Origin of the sequence: Jannaschia rubra (genome assembly GCF_001403735.1) — a bacterium.
Classification (GTDB): Bacteria; Pseudomonadota; Alphaproteobacteria; order Rhodobacterales; family Rhodobacteraceae; genus Jannaschia; species Jannaschia rubra.
The window spans coordinates 455074-469438 of the sequence record NZ_CXPG01000020.1; the positions used below are offsets into that span (position 1 = coordinate 455074).

Here is a 14365-nt window from a genome sequence, read left to right on the forward strand (position 1 = left end):
GGGGCAGACATCGGGCCTTCACATCAGCGGAACCCCCAATGACCTATTGCGTCGGCATGCAACTTCGCCAAGGCCTCGTCTTTCTGTCTGACACGCGGACGAATGCCGGGCTCGACAACATCTCCAGCTATTGCAAGATGACCACCTGGGAGGTTCCCGGCGACCGGGTGATGATGCTCATGACGGCGGGCAACCTCGCCACCACACAGGCCGTCGTCAGCCTGCTGGAGGAGCGCAATCTCGCCCCTTCGGACCGCGATCCCACCCTGCTGGGGGTGCCGTCGATGTTCCAGGCCGCGCGCCTGATCGGACAGACGCTTCGCGACGTGATCGCCGAACAGGCGCGGACGGGGCCGACCGCCGCGTCGACCTTCAACGCGACGATGATCTTCGGTGGGCAGGTCAAGGGCGGGCCGCCGCGTCTCTACATGATCTATCCCGAAGGCAACTTCGTCGAGGCGCAGTCGGATACGCCTTTCTTCCAGATCGGCGAGACGAAATACGGCCGCCCCATCCTCGTGCGCGCCTACGACCCGGACATGGATTTCGCGCGGGCCGTCAAGCTTCTGATGGTGAGCTTCGATTCCACCATCCGCGCGAACCTGTCGGTCGGCACCCCGCTCGACCTGCGGATCTACGAGGCCGACAGCATGAAGATCGGCTACTCGCGCCGGATCGAGGATACGGACGCCGACTGGCGCGCGGTATCCGACGGCTGGTCCGATGCCCTGCGACAGGCTTTCGACAGCTTGCCGGACGTGACGCTCTGACGCGGTCGGGCGGGGCATTGAATGTCGTGGGGGTCCGCCTAGGCTCTGCCCCATGCTGCTGACCGTTCGCGATGTCGAGAAGAGCTTTGAGACGGCGGACGGCCCCCAGCCGGTCCTGCGCGGAGTATCGCTGTCGCTCGGGACGGGGCGGACGCTGGCGCTGACGGGGGAAAGCGGCTCGGGGAAATCCACGCTTATGCACCTCATTGCCGGGCTCGACACGCCCGACGCAGGCCGGATCGAGATCGACGGGCAGGACATCGGCGCCATGGGCGATGCCGCGCGGGCGGCGATGCGGCGCGATGCCGTGGGCCTGATCTTCCAGCAGTTCAACCTGATCCCCTCGCTGAACGTGGCCGACAACCTGACCTTCCACGCCCGTCTGGCCGGCCGCGATCCGGGCGAGGTTGGCGATCTGGCCGCGCGCCTGGGCCTGTCCGATCATCTGCATCGCTATCCCGAACAGCTGTCGGGCGGGCAGCAGCAGCGGGTCGCCATCGGCCGCACCCTGGCCGCGCGGCCCCGGCTGGTGCTGGCGGATGAACCGACGGGCAACCTCGACGAGGCGACGGGCGACGCCATGATGGCCCTGATGCGCGACCTCGCGCGCGACACGGGGGCGGGGCTGCTCATGGTGACCCATTCGACGCGACTGGCCGACATGCTCGACGAACGCCTGCACCTGCGGGCGGGGCGGATCGCGTGAACCGGGCGGCCCTCAAGGCCCTGACGGCCCATTGGTGGCGCCACCCCCTGCAACTCGTGACGCTGGTCGTGGGGCTGGCGCTGGCGACCGGGCTCTGGACCGGGGTGCAGGCGATCAACGCGCAGGCGCGGCTGAGCTACGACCGCGCGGCGGCGACGCTCGGGCAATCCGACCTGCCGCGCCTCGAAGGGGCGCTGACGCTCGCCGATTTCGCCACAGCCCGGCGCGCTGGCTGGCGCGTCACGCCGGTGCTGGAGGGGCGCTTGCCGGACAGCACGCTGCGGATCCTCGGCATCGACCCCTTTACCGCGCCGCCGTCGGGCGGGACGCCCGATCTGTCGCAGGGCGACGACCTGACGGGGTTCCTCGCCGGCAACGTCATCTTCGCTGCGCCGGATGCGCGCCTTCCCGACGGCCTGCCGCCCGCGCGCGTGTCGGAGGCGCTCGCCCCCGGCATCGTTCTGGCCGACATCGCAGCGGCGCAGGGCATCCTCGGCACTGACACCGTGACACGCCTGCTGGTCCTGCCGGACCAGCGCACGGGCCTTCCGCCGCTGACCGAGCTTCTGCCCGGCACGCGCCTGGTCGAGCCGCAAATGGGCGCCAACATCGCCCGGCTGACCGACAGCTTCCACCTGAACCTGACGGCTTTCGGCCTGCTCGCCTTCGTCGTCGGCCTGTTCATCGTACACGCGGCCATCGGCCTCGCCTTCGAACAGCGCCGCCCCCTGTTCCGAACCCTGCGCGCCCTGGGCCTGCCCGCATCGCGGCTGACGCTGCTGCTTGCGGTGGAGCTGCTGGGGTTCACGCTGGTGTCGGGGGCGCTGGGCATCCTGCTGGGGTACGTCGTGGCGGCGCTGCTGCTGCCCGGTGTCGCGGCGACGCTGGCCGGGCTTTACGGCGCGGGCGTCGCCGGCAGCCTGTCGCTGTCGCCGGTGTGGTGGCTGTCGGGCTTCGCGATGGCCGGCGCGGGGCTGGCGCTCGCGGGAGGGCAGAGCCTCTGGCAACTGGCGCATCTTCCGGTGCTGGCGCCCGCCATGCCGCGCGCCTGGGCCCGCGCCCGTGCCGCGACCCTGCGGCGGCAGGCGGTGGGCGGCGGTGTTCTTCTGCTGTTGGCAGGCGCGATCGCGGTTCTGGGCGACGGTCTGGTTGCCGGTTTCGCCTGCCTTGGGGCGCTGCTTCTGGGCGCGGCCCTGCTGCTGCCGCCGCTGCTGTCGATTGTGCTCGATCTCGGCACGGGCCGGGCGAAGGGAGCCGTGGCGCAATGGCTCTGGGCCGATGCCCGCCAGCAGGTCCCGGGGCTCAGCCTCGCGCTTATGGCGCTGCTCCTGGCGCTGGCGGCCAATATCGGTGTAGGCACCATGGTCGGCAGCTTCCGCGCCACCTTCACCGGCTTTCTCGACCAGCGCCTTGCGGCGGAACTCTATGTCTACGCCGCCGATCCCGGCGAAGCGCAGGCGATCCGCGCCTTCGTCGCCCCGCGGGTCGACGCCGTGCTGCCGGTGGTCTCGGTCGACTCCACGCTCGAGGGGGCTCCGGGGCAGATCTACGGTCAGGCCGACCATGCGACCTTCCGCGACAACTGGCCGCTGCTCGACGCGGCGCCCGGCGTTTGGGACCGCCTGGCCGCAGGCGAGGGTGCGCTGATCAACGAGCAGCTGGCCCGCCGGACCGACCTCTGGTCCGGCGAACGCGTCGATCTGGGCAGCGGAGGAATGCGGGACATTCTGGGTGTCTATTCGGACTACGGCAATCCCCTGGGACAGGCGATCCTGACCGACGCTCTGTTCCGAGAGGTCTTCCCCGGCATTCCGACATTGCGGTTCGGCCTGCGTCTCGACCCCGCCGACGTGCCTGCCCTGTCGCGCGACCTGACCGAGCGGTTCGACCTGCCGTCCGATCGTGTGGTCGATCAGGCACGCATCAAGGCCTTCTCGCTCGGGGTGTTCGAGCAGACCTTCGCGGTGACCGCCGCGCTGAACGTGCTGACGCTGGGGGTCGCGGCCTTTGCGCTCTGGGCTTCGCTCACGACATTGGGCACGATGCGGGTGCCGCAGGTGGCGCCGGTCTGGGCGCTGGGTCTGACACGGGCGCGGCTGGCAGTGGCCGATCTTGTCCGCGCGTTGCTGCTCGCGGCGTTCACCGCGGCGCTGGCCGTGCCTACCGGCATCGCGCTGGCCTGGGTTCTTCTCGCGGTGGTCAACGTGCAGGCCTTCGGCTGGCGCCTGCCGCTGCTGCCGGACCCGGCGGGGTGGGCAGGCCTCGTCCTCTGGTCGCTGATGGCGGCGGGGCTTGCGGCGGCCTTCCCGGCCTGGCGTCTCTGGCGCATGGCCCCCGCCGATCTGGTCAAGGTGTTCGTCAATGAACGTTAGGGCGCTCCTCATCCTTCTCTGGCTCGCCTTTCCGGCGCAGGGCCAGGGTTTCGCCGGGCTGGGCCAGGGGGGCGAGGGGTTCGCGCTGCCGCGGCCCGATCCCACCTTCGCCTTTCCCGCCGACCACGGCCCCCATCCCGACTACCGCATCGAATGGTGGTACCTGACGGCGACGCTGACGGGCGATGACGGCCGTCCTTATGGCATCCAGTGGACGCTGTTTCGCTCGGCCCTGACGCCCGCGGGGCCGCAGGTCTGGATGGGGCATTTCGGCCTTACCACCCCCGACGCGCATTTCTCGGGCGAGCGTCTGGCCCGTGGCGGGGTCGGGCAGGCCGGCGTGACCCCGGACCCCTTCGCGGCCTGGATCGACGACTGGTCGCTGGCGGGCCCTGACATCGACACCCTGACCCTGCAGGCGCGGACGGGGGAAGCGGGCTACGACCTGACGCTCCGCGCCGAGGGGCCGCTCGTCCTGCACGGTGACGGGGGGTTCTCGCGCAAGTCGGCGGCGGGGCAGGCGAGCTATTACTATTCGCAGCCTTTCTACCGCGTTTCCGGGACGTTGCACCTGCCTGACGGGCCGGTGGAGGTGACGGGCAGCGGATGGCTCGACCGCGAATGGTCGTCGCAGCCCCTGCAGGACGACCAGGATGGCTGGGATTGGTTCTCGCTCCATCTGGACGATGGCAGCCGGGTGATGGCCTTCTCGCTGCGCGGCGGATCGCCTTTTCACTACGCAAGCTGGATCGAACCGGACGGAACGCTTCGACCCTACTACGGCGATGCGCTGACCGTCGCGCCGCTGGCCGTGACGGAGGTCGCCGGCCGTGAGGTGCCCGTGCGCTGGCGCGTGGCCCTGCCGGCGGAGGGGCTGGACGTCACGGTCGCGGCGATGAACCCGCATAGCTGGCAGCCGACGCTCTTTCCCTATTGGGAAGGCCCGGTGACGGCATCGGGCAGTCACGCGGGCGCGGGCTATCTGGAGATGACCGGCTATGAGTGATCCTTTCGCCGATCTGGGCTGGCTGCTCGACCATGTCTGGACGCGGCTCGAACGCGGGGCACGCGACGCCTCCGACCCGTTCCGCCTGGTGACGCTGGCGACGACAGGCCCGCATGGCGCCGAGGCGCGGATGGTCGGTCTGCGCGTGGCCGACCGGATGGCGCGCACCGTCGAGGTCCATACCGACCTGCGGACGGCCAAGGTGCGGGCGGCGATGCACGACCCGCGCGCGGCGCTGTTGGCCTGGGACACCGGGGCGCAGGTGCAACTGCGCCTGTCGGTAATGCTTGAGGTGATTGCCGCGGATGCCGATCGCTGGTCGCGGATCCCGGCGGAGGCGCGGCTCAACTACGGCACCGATCCCGCCCCCGGGGCGCCGGTCGATGCACCGCGCCAGGTCACGCGGACACCGGACATGGCCCGGTTCGCCGCGCTTCAGGGCAAGGTTTTCGCGATCGACATCCTGTCGCTCGCGCACGATCCCCACCGGCGCGCACGGTTCGACGGGACCGGGGGGCGCTGGATCGCGCCCTGACGCTAACGGATTCTTCACCTCCGCCTCCTAGACCCGCGGGGCGGAGGGCCGGACATGGCAGGCAAGAAAGACAACCAGCGTCCCATCATCATCAAGCGCAAGAAGGTGGTCGAAGGGGGGCATCACGGCGGCGCCTGGAAAGTCGCCTATGCCGACTTCGTCACCGCGATGATGGCGTTCTTCATGCTGATGTGGCTGCTCAACGCGACCACGGAGAAACAGCGAAAGGGTCTCGCGGACTACTTCAGCCCTACCATCGCCGTCAGTCGCGCGTCCGGCGGCGGCGACGGCGCCCTGGGCGGACGCTCCATGAGCACCGATGCAAGTCAGGTCCAGCTCGGGCGCGGCGGCATCACCCCGTCCGAAGCCAACGGAACCGCGGCGGAGGATGCCACGCTGGCCGCGATCGAAGCGGCGATCATGGGCAAGGGCGGCGACAGCCTGGTGGACGAGGAGCTGTTGCGCCACGTTACGGTCCGCCTGACGGACGAGGGTCTGGTCATCGAGTTCTTCGACCTGCCCGGATCCCCCCTGTTCGAGGGAGAAGAGCCGACGCACCTCATGAGCCGCCTTCTCGCCTCGGTGGCGCCGGCCCTGCGCGAACATCCCAACGCCCTGGCCATCGAGGCCTATACCGCGGCCGAACCCGTGGTTACCCGCGAACCCATGGTCTGGCCCCTGTCGTCTGCGCGCGCCGACGCGATCCGGCGCGCCCTGCCCGAGGCCGACGTGGTGGACGGCCGGGTGGTGCGCGTCACCGGTCATGCGGACCGGCGGCCCGCCGCATCGGACCCCTTGTCGTCGCGCAACAACCGCATCGAGATCGTGGTGATCCGCGACCGCGTGGCGCCCCGCCGATGACCGTCGCCCCAAAAGAACCGCCGCGTTAGGCCGCTCTTAACCCCCGTGCCCCATGGTCGGCACAGACGACTCGCGTCGCTTCATGATGAGATCCCGAAAGGACCGCCGATGACGATTTCTTCTTCCCTCAATGCCGGCGTCACGGGCCTCAATGTGAATGCCAGCAAGCTTGCCACGATCTCCGACAACATCGCGAACTCGGCGACCTTCGGCTACAAGCGGTCGGTGGCCGACTTCCACTCCCTGGTCCTCGACCAGACTCGGGGCGCCTATTCGGCGGGGGGCGTCCGTGTGACCACCGGCCGGGCGGTGGAGCAGCGGGGCACCCTGATCACCACGAACAATCCCACCGACCTGTCGGTCACCGGCCGTGGCATGCTGCCGGTCACGTCCGTCACCGCCGTCAACAGCACCTCCGGCGAGCTTCCGCTGCGTCTGACGTCCACAGGCTCCTTCCGGGCCGACGCGAACGGCATCCTCCGCACCTCCAGCGGCCAGGCTCTGCTCGGCTGGCCGGCCAACCAGGACGGCACGATCCCCGGCTATCCCCGCGACGCGGTCGGCGGCCTCGTTCCCGTGCGCGTGGACGCCAACCAGTTCGAGGGCGACGCGACCACGCGCATGTCGCTGGGACTGAACCTGCCTGCGACCGATACCGCCGCCGGGGCGTCCGGGGCGCCGCGCAACCTGACGCTCGAATATTTCGGCAACCTGGGCCAGGCGGAAAACCTCGACATCACCTTCACGCCGACGGTCCCGGCCGCGGGGGCGAGCAACGAGTGGACCGTCCGGATCGCCGATCAGGCCCAGGCCGGCGCCCTCGTCGGGGAATTCACCGTGGTCTTCGACGACTCGCGCGATGCCGGCGGCACCATCGCCAGCGTGACACCGCTTTCAGCCGGAACCTACGATCCTGCGACCGGCATGATCGGCATCGCCGCGCAGAGCGGCCCCATCTCCATCGAGGTCGGGCGCGAACGCGTGCCCGGCGGCCTGTCGCAGCTTTCGGACACCTTCGCACCGCTCGCCATTACCAAGAACGGGTCGCCCGTGGGCACGCTCGCCTCGATCGAGGTGGATGCGCTCGGCATGCTCACCGCGATCTACGACAGCGGTTTCACCAAGACGCTCTACCAGATTCCGATCGTCGACGTCCCCAACGCGAATGGGCTCAAGCCTTTGGCGAACCAGACCTATCAGGTCTCCGCCGAGAGCGGTCCCTTCTATCTGTGGAACGCGGGCGAGGGGCCGGTGGGCGACATCATCGGTTTCTCGCGGGAGGAAAGTGCGACCGACGTGGCCTCCGAACTCACGCAGCTGATCCAGACGCAACGCGCCTACAACTCGAACGCGAAGGTCATCCAGACCGTCGACGAGATGTTGCAGGAAACCACGAACATCAAGCGCTGATCGCGCCAGAACGCCGGAGCCCGACATGAGCCTCACCTCATCCCTAAATTTCGCCGTCGCGGGGCTGGATCTCGCCTCGCGCCGGGCCGAAGTCGTCTCGCGGAACGTCGCGAACGCGGACCGCGCGGGTTACGCCACTCGCAATGTGGAGACGGGCGGTGTCGGGCAGCCCGGAGCGGTCGCAACGATCGCCCGCGGCACGGATCCGCAACTCGTCCTGCTCCGCCGCGACGCGCAATCACGGTTGGGCGGCAACGAAGTCTTGCAGTCATTCCATACCGCCCTCGATGCAGCGATCGGCGACCCGGACACGCCGGGCGGGCTTCAGGACCGTCTCGCGCGCCTCGACGCGGCCTTCGTCTCGGCAGCAGCCGATCCGTCGTCCAGTCAGGGGCTGGCCGGTATCTCTCGGGCGGCGAGCGATCTCGCGACCGCGTTCAACGGATTGGGCGACCTCGTCGACCGGCACAGGCAGGACGCCGACGGCGCCATCGGCAAGGCCGTAACGCAGATCAACCAGGATCTGGAAGATGTGGCACGTCTCAACACCGACATCCGCAGGCTCCATTCGTCGGGTCACGATACCGCGGACCTGCTCGATCAGCGGGGCGTCCTCATCGACCGGATTTCCGGACAGATCCCCCTGCGCGAGATGCCGCGCGACGGTGGCGCGGTCGCGCTCGTGTCCCGGGGCGGGGTGATGCTGCTCGACGGCAAACCCGCCACGCTCGGATTCGCGGCGCGCGCGCCGATCACTGCCGCGATGACCTTTCCGACCCATCTGTCGGGTCTCGAGGTCAATGGCCGGCCAGTCAATGTGACAGAGGGGTCCGGCGGGATCCCCGGCGGCAAGCTCGAGGCGCTCTTCGCGCTGCGCGACGATACCGCGCCTGAAGCCATGCGCCGTCTAGACGGTCTGGCAGGCGATCTCATCGCCCGGTTCGAGGCGGGCGGACTCGACGCCACGAGACCTGTCGGCGCCCCGGGTCTGTTCACCGATGCCGGGAACGCGTCATCGCCCACGGCACCGTCAGGTCTGGCCGGGCGGATCTCGATCAACGCGCTGGTCGCTCCGGACAATTCCGCCAATCTCTGGCGGCTGCGCGACGGGCTGGGCGCGACGGCGCCCGGGACGGGGGCCGACGGCAATCTCCTGCTCCGCTACGGTGCGGCGCTGGCCGAGCGACGGACACCGGCGGTACCGGGCCTGCCCGATGTTCCCGAAGACGTCGCCGGCCATGCCGCGACCCTGCGTTCGCTCGTCTCCGGCGCCCGTGTGCGCTTCGACGATGCGGTCGCCTTCGGGACGACGGAAGCCCAAGCGCTGGTCGAGGGCCGCGACGGCGGCAAGGTCGACGTAGATGGCGAGATGCGCCGCCTGATCGAGATCGAACAGGCCTATGCCGCGAACGCCCGGATCGTACAGGCGGTGAGCGACATGATGAACCGACTGACGGAGATTTGACATGCTGACCAAGCCTCCCCTCCTGCCGATGATCACCCCCCGCGACCATTCGGCCGAAACCCGCGCCCGTCTCGACGTCCTCACGGAAGAACTCTCGAGCGGCAGGGTTGCGGATGCCGGCCGCGCGGTCGGCAGCGAATTCTCGACGGTATCGCGCGTCTCGCACCTGCTGCGAACGCATGACGCGCGCGCCGCGGCTCTCGGGCAGGCTTCGACGTGGCTGGAGGTGGCGCAGAGCGCCTTGGCCGTGGTGAGCGAAGCCGGGGATCGGGTATCCTCCGAACTCGTAAGCGCGCTCACCCCCGGAAGCAGGGCTCAGATCGACGGTATCGCCCGGACGGCGCTCGGGGCCCTGTCCGACATCGCCTCGACGTTGGGACAGACGATGAACGGCCGTGCGGTCTTCGGCAACGGCGATCCGTCAGGCGAACCCCTGATCGACGTCGACCGGATGATCGCGGAGACTTCGGCGCTGGCCGCCACGGCTACGGATGTCGCCAGCCTGACGCAGGCTTTCGACGCATATTTCGCATCCGGTGGTGGCATCGATGCGGGCGTCTTGCGGTCTTATCCGGCCGACCCTGTCCGGTTCCCCCTGGGTGACGGCACCGCGGTGGAGGTGCCGGTTTCGGTGGGCGACGCATCGATTCGCCATGCGCTCCGACAGGCGGCGCTCGTCGCCGCCCTGCCGGACGTGGGATTCCCGATCGACGCGGATGTGCGCGGCCGCCTGACGAGCGATCTGGTCGGTCGGGCGGGAACGGCGGCCGCCGGACTGGTCGCGACGCGTGCGGATCTCGGTAGCACGGAGGAACGCGTTTCCGCTCTCTCCGACCAGCTTGCGGATGAGCGGATGCGCCTCGAAGCTCGCCGGTCGGACGCCCTTGCCGCCGATCCTTTCGAGACTGCGACGCGCCTGAAGGATGAGATGAGCCGGTTGGAGACGATCTATACGGTCACCGCCCGGCGGTCGCGGTTGCGGCTGACGGATTTTCTCCGTTGAGGCTGGTCCGTCGCGTCATGACCGCGCTGCGAAGCGGATTGATCGCGCTGGCGCTGGCGGGCATTGCCATGTCCGCTTCGGCGCAGACCATCCGGATCAAGGATCTGGTGGAGTTCGACGGCGTCCGGGGCAACGACCTGGTCGGCTACGGGCTCGTGGTCGGCCTGAACGGCACCGGTGACGGATTGCGGAACGCGCCCTTCACCGAAGAGATCATGTCGAACATCCTGGAGCGTCTCGGCGTCAACGTCACAGGAGAGCAGTTTCGACCGCGAAACGTCGCCGCGGTGATCGTCACGGCCGCCCTTCCGCCCTTTTCCCGGAGCGGGGCGCGGATCGACGTGACCGTGTCCGCCATCGGAGATGCCAACAGCCTGCTCGGAGGAACGCTGGTGATGACCCCGCTGACCGCAGCGGACGGGGAAATCTACGCCGTGGCCCAGGGGACGATCATCGCGGGTGGCGTGTCTGCGACGGGTGATGCGGCGACAGTGGTGGAGGGGGTTCCGACCTCTGGCGTCGTCCCGGCCGGGGCGCGGGTGGAGCGGGAAGTCGACTTCGACTTTTCCTCCATGACGCAGATCCGGCTGGCGTTGCGTGATCCGGATTTCACCACGGCCTCCCGCGTTGAAGGGGCCATCAACCGCGAGATCGGAAGCGGCGTCGCGCGCATGCTCGACGCGGGAACGGTCCTTCTGGACATCTCTCGCACGGGAACCTCCTCGCCGGCGCATGCCCTGAGCGCCATCGAGAACGTCACCATCACGCCGGAGCAGCGCGCGAGGGTGGTCGTGGATCAGGCCTCCGGAACCATCGTGATGGGGAGCAACGTCCGAATTTCCGAAGTCGCGGTATCGCAGAACAATCTGACGCTGCGAATCGAGGAAGCACCGCTGGTCGTCCAGCCAAACCCGTTCACCGAGGGCCAGACCGTCGTGGTGCCCCGGACCGGCGTGGCCCTTCAGGAGGACGCGGGTCCAGGTCTTGCGCTGGTGCAGGGAGGGACGACGCTGTCGGATGTGATTGCGGGACTGAACGCACTCGGGGTGTCGGCCCGCGACATGATCGACATTCTCAAGAGCATCAAGGCTGCAGGTGCCCTCCATGCGGAATTCGTCGTGCGATAGTGTGGCGACGGGCGCTGTCTCGCTGGCGGCAGACGCGTCCGGCGGAGGTCCGGTGGCGACTGCGCCGGCAGGCGGGGCACGGATTGTCGGGGGGAGCGGACAACGGATTGGCCGCGCCGTCCGATCCGACCGATGACCTCCGGCGATCCATGCGGCCTATCGGCGTGGGGCCCGATCACGGTTACGGTCCGCGACGCTTTGACAATGCCCGGCCAGCGCCAGCGGCATGCGTCCCTCGTTCGGACCGCGAAGATTGCGGCCTTGGCTTGTTCCCGGTGGGGGAGGGCTATACATCCCCCCCATGGCGCGCCGCTTTCCCATTCCGTTCCGTCCGAAGGGCGCCCGCGTCTGCATGTTGCGTCTTCAAGGCGTGATCAGCGCCGGCGGAGGGCGCGGAACGCTCGGCCACGCGACGCTCGCCCCGTTGATCGAGCGGGCGTTCCGCAAGGGAAAGCCGGACGCCGTTGCTCTGGCCATCAACTCGCCCGGTGGATCGCCGGTGCAGTCTGCATTGATCGGCGCGCACGTCCGGCGGCTGGCCGAGGATCTGAAGGTGCCGGTCCACGCCTTCGTCGAGGATGTGGCAGCCTCCGGCGGCTACTGGCTGGCCGCGGCCGCCGATGATGTCTGGGTCGATGCCAGTTCGATCACGGGCAGCATCGGGGTCATTTCCGCGGGTTTCGGATTTCAGGACTTCATCGCACGCTACGGAATCGAACGCAGGGTGCATACTGCGGGGACCGACAAGTCCATGCTCGACCCATTCAGGCAGGAGCGTCCCGAGGACGTCGAGCGGCTCAAGGCGATCCAGTCGCGCATCCACGACCATTTCATCGCGCATGTGACCGAGCGTCGGGGCGCGCGGCTCGACACGGCGCGCGACCTGTTCAGCGGGGACGTGTTCGTCGGAGCGGAGGCGGTGGAGGCGGGCCTTGCCGACGGTCTGGCTCACGCAGGGCCCAAGCTGCGCGAGCTTTACGGCGACAAGGTCCGGATCACCCAGCTGGGCCAGCGAAAGCCTTTGTTGCAGCGTCTCGTGCCCGGTATCCTCGATGCGGCACTGACCTCGCTCGAAGAGCGGGCGAGTTGGGCACGCTATGGCCTCTGAGTTGGGAGGCGTTCAATGATCGTCAAGATCGTCACGCTTTTCCTGATCGGCATGGCCGTTCTGGCCATGTTCGGCCGCCTGCGATTTCCGGGTCGGGCGCGGCTTGCCCGGGCCAGATGCGCGCATTGCGGCGCGGTCTGTGCCGGACGCGGTCCATGCCCCTGCGGAAAGTCCTGATCCGATGACCGTCGATTTCCTGATGGTGGCCATTGGTCTCCTCATTCTGATCTTCGCGGGTGACGCGCTGGTCAAGGGAGCGGTGAACCTTGCGCTGCGCCTTGGCATTCCCGCCCTCGTGGTCAGCCTGACGGTGGTGGCCTTCGGCACCTCGGCGCCGGAACTTCTGGTCAGCGTGCAGGCCATCCTGAACGGGGCGCCCGGCCTGGCGCTGGGCAACGTCGTCGGATCGAACACCGCGAACGTCCTTCTCGTGCTGGGCATTCCCGCGCTGATCGCCACGCTGCACACGTCGGGGTGCGATACGCGGCGGGACTTTTTCTACATGCTCGGGGCGACGGTCCTGTTCATCGGCCTTTGCCTGACAGGTGAGCTGGTCTGGTGGAACGGGCTGATCCTGCTCGCGGTGTTGGGGGGGGTCCTGGTCGCCACTTTCCTGAGTAGTCGCGGCGAGAAGGTCGAGGTCGAAGGCGCCCAGCCGGGGCTTCCGGGCTGGAGGGTCACGGTCTATCTGCTGATCGGCCTTATCGGCCTGCCGCTCGGGGCGAACTTGCTGGTGAACGGGGCGACGTCGATCGCGCGGTCGGTGGGGGTGAGCGAGACGGTGATCGGCCTGACGCTGGTGGCGGTCGGCACCTCGCTGCCGGAACTCGCGACGACCGTGATGGCTGCGATCCGGCGCCACGCGGACGTGGCACTGGGCAACGTCATCGGGTCGAACCTCTTCAACCTGCTCGGGATCATGGGCGTTGCCGTACTCGTCGGCCCGGTCCCGGTCGAGGCGACGTTCCTGTCCAAGGATCTCTGGGTCATGCTGGCGGCGACGCTCATGCTGGTGCCCTTCGTGTTCTGGGGGCGCGACATCACGCGTCTTTGGGGGGTCGCGCTGTCGGCTCTCTATTGCGGGTATCTCTGGTGGGCGCTCGCATGACGGGACGGGCGCTTGTCACCGGGGGCGGCGCGCGTCTGGGAGCCGCGATGGCGGTCGAGCTTGCCCGGATGGGGCACGACGTCGCGATCCATTATGCCCACAGCCGGGACGGCGCCGAGGCGGTGGCGGAGGCCGTGCGCGCCGAGGGCCGGAGGGCAGCGACCCTTCGTGCGGATCTGCTGGACCTCGACGCCTGCGACGGGTTGGTGCCGGCGGCGGCCGAGGCGCTCGGCGGGCCGCTGAACGTCCTCGTCAACAACGCGTCCATCTTCGAGCATGACGACATCGCCACGGCCACGCGCGAAAGCTGGGACCGGCACGTCGGGTCGAACCTGCGGGCGCCCTTCATCCTGACGCAGGCCTTCGCGTCTCAGGCTCCCCCGGTGGCAAGCGACGGCGAGCCGCTGAGCACCGGCGTCATCGTCAACATGATCGACCAGCGTGTTCGCAAGCTGACGCCCGAGTTCATGACCTACACTTTGGCCAAGGCCGGATTGTGGACGCTGACGCAGACCGCGGCGCAGGCGTTGGCGCCCGCGATCCGGGTCAACGCGATCGCGCCCGGCCCCACGCTGCGCGGCAGCCGGCAATCGGTCCGCCACTTCGACGCGCAGCGGGCCGCGACGATCCTTGAACGCGGCGCGGACGCGGACGATATCTGCGGGGCGCTGCGCTATATCCTGACGGCCAAGGCGGTGACGGGGCAGCTTTTCTGCGTCGACGGCGGCCAGCATCTGGGCTGGCGCACGCCCGATGTGCAGGGCGTCGAATAGACGGTCCGCCACTGACCCTGGGTCAGGTCGGCGGAATTTCTCCACCAGCAGTCCAAGGGAAACGCAAGTTCAGGATTTCGTGTGAAATATTCGGTTCGATTGAAAAAATCGCTTTTGGAAT

The 14365-nt window shown here is 68.7% G+C and carries 13 protein-coding genes; all 13 read left to right on the forward strand.

Annotated elements, in window-relative coordinates; genetic code table 11:
• The first annotated feature begins 38 nt into the window (after nt 1-38).
• The 13 genes from JAN5088_RS11880 (at nt 39) to JAN5088_RS11945 (ending at nt 14244) form a co-directional block, all read left to right on the forward strand.
• Entirely contained in the window at nt 39-770 is a 732-nt protein-coding gene (locus JAN5088_RS11880; protein ID WP_055683019.1) for a proteasome-type protease, read from the forward strand.
• 52 nt (nt 771-822) lie between these two features.
• The gene (locus JAN5088_RS11885) at nt 823-1476 is read left to right on the forward strand and encodes an ABC transporter ATP-binding protein (protein WP_055683020.1); all 654 of its coding nucleotides are present in this window, start codon (nt 823-825) and stop codon (nt 1474-1476) included.
• Nucleotides 1473-3848, forward strand: a complete 2376-nt coding sequence (locus tag JAN5088_RS11890) for an FtsX-like permease family protein (RefSeq protein WP_055683021.1) — start codon at nt 1473-1475, stop codon at nt 3846-3848. The genes JAN5088_RS11885 and JAN5088_RS11890 overlap by 4 nt, the downstream gene beginning before the upstream one ends.
• Nucleotides 3838-4854, forward strand: coding sequence for a lipocalin-like domain-containing protein (locus JAN5088_RS11895; protein WP_055683022.1), 1017 nt, complete (start codon nt 3838-3840; stop codon nt 4852-4854). Before JAN5088_RS11890 ends, JAN5088_RS11895 begins: the two co-directional genes overlap by 11 nt.
• On the forward strand, nt 4847-5389 hold the full coding sequence (locus JAN5088_RS11900) for a PNPOx family protein (RefSeq protein WP_055683023.1): 543 nt from the start codon (nt 4847-4849) through the stop codon (nt 5387-5389). The genes JAN5088_RS11895 and JAN5088_RS11900 overlap by 8 nt, the downstream gene beginning before the upstream one ends.
• A 54-nt stretch (nt 5390-5443) precedes the next feature.
• Nucleotides 5444-6250, forward strand: a complete 807-nt coding sequence (locus tag JAN5088_RS11905; RefSeq protein WP_055683024.1) for a flagellar motor protein MotB — start codon at nt 5444-5446, stop codon at nt 6248-6250.
• A gap of 108 nt (nt 6251-6358) precedes the next feature.
• Nucleotides 6359-7660, forward strand: coding sequence for a flagellar hook protein FlgE (locus tag JAN5088_RS11910; protein ID WP_055683025.1), 1302 nt, complete (start codon nt 6359-6361; stop codon nt 7658-7660).
• A 25-nt stretch (nt 7661-7685) separates the two neighbouring features.
• Nucleotides 7686-9125, forward strand: coding sequence for a FlgK family flagellar hook-associated protein (locus JAN5088_RS11915; protein ID WP_055683026.1), 1440 nt, complete (start codon nt 7686-7688; stop codon nt 9123-9125).
• A gap of 1 nt (nt 9126) precedes the next feature.
• Nucleotides 9127-10128, forward strand: coding sequence for a flagellin (locus JAN5088_RS11920; protein ID WP_055683027.1), 1002 nt, complete (start codon nt 9127-9129; stop codon nt 10126-10128).
• Between the two features lie 68 nt (nt 10129-10196).
• Complete coding sequence (locus tag JAN5088_RS11925; protein ID WP_233489786.1) at nt 10197-11255, forward strand: flagellar basal body P-ring protein FlgI; 1059 nt, start codon at nt 10197-10199, stop codon at nt 11253-11255.
• A gap of 352 nt (nt 11256-11607) precedes the next feature.
• Nucleotides 11608-12363: a S49 family peptidase gene (locus JAN5088_RS11930; RefSeq protein ID WP_055683338.1), complete on the forward strand. Its 756-nt coding sequence runs from the start codon at nt 11608-11610 to the stop codon at nt 12361-12363.
• A 181-nt stretch (nt 12364-12544) separates the two neighbouring features.
• Nucleotides 12545-13471, forward strand: coding sequence for a calcium/sodium antiporter (locus JAN5088_RS11940; protein ID WP_055683030.1), 927 nt, complete (start codon nt 12545-12547; stop codon nt 13469-13471).
• On the forward strand, nt 13468-14244 hold the full coding sequence (locus tag JAN5088_RS11945; RefSeq protein ID WP_055683031.1) for an SDR family oxidoreductase: 777 nt from the start codon (nt 13468-13470) through the stop codon (nt 14242-14244). Before JAN5088_RS11940 ends, JAN5088_RS11945 begins: the two co-directional genes overlap by 4 nt.
• The last annotated feature ends 121 nt before the right edge of the window (nt 14245-14365 follow it).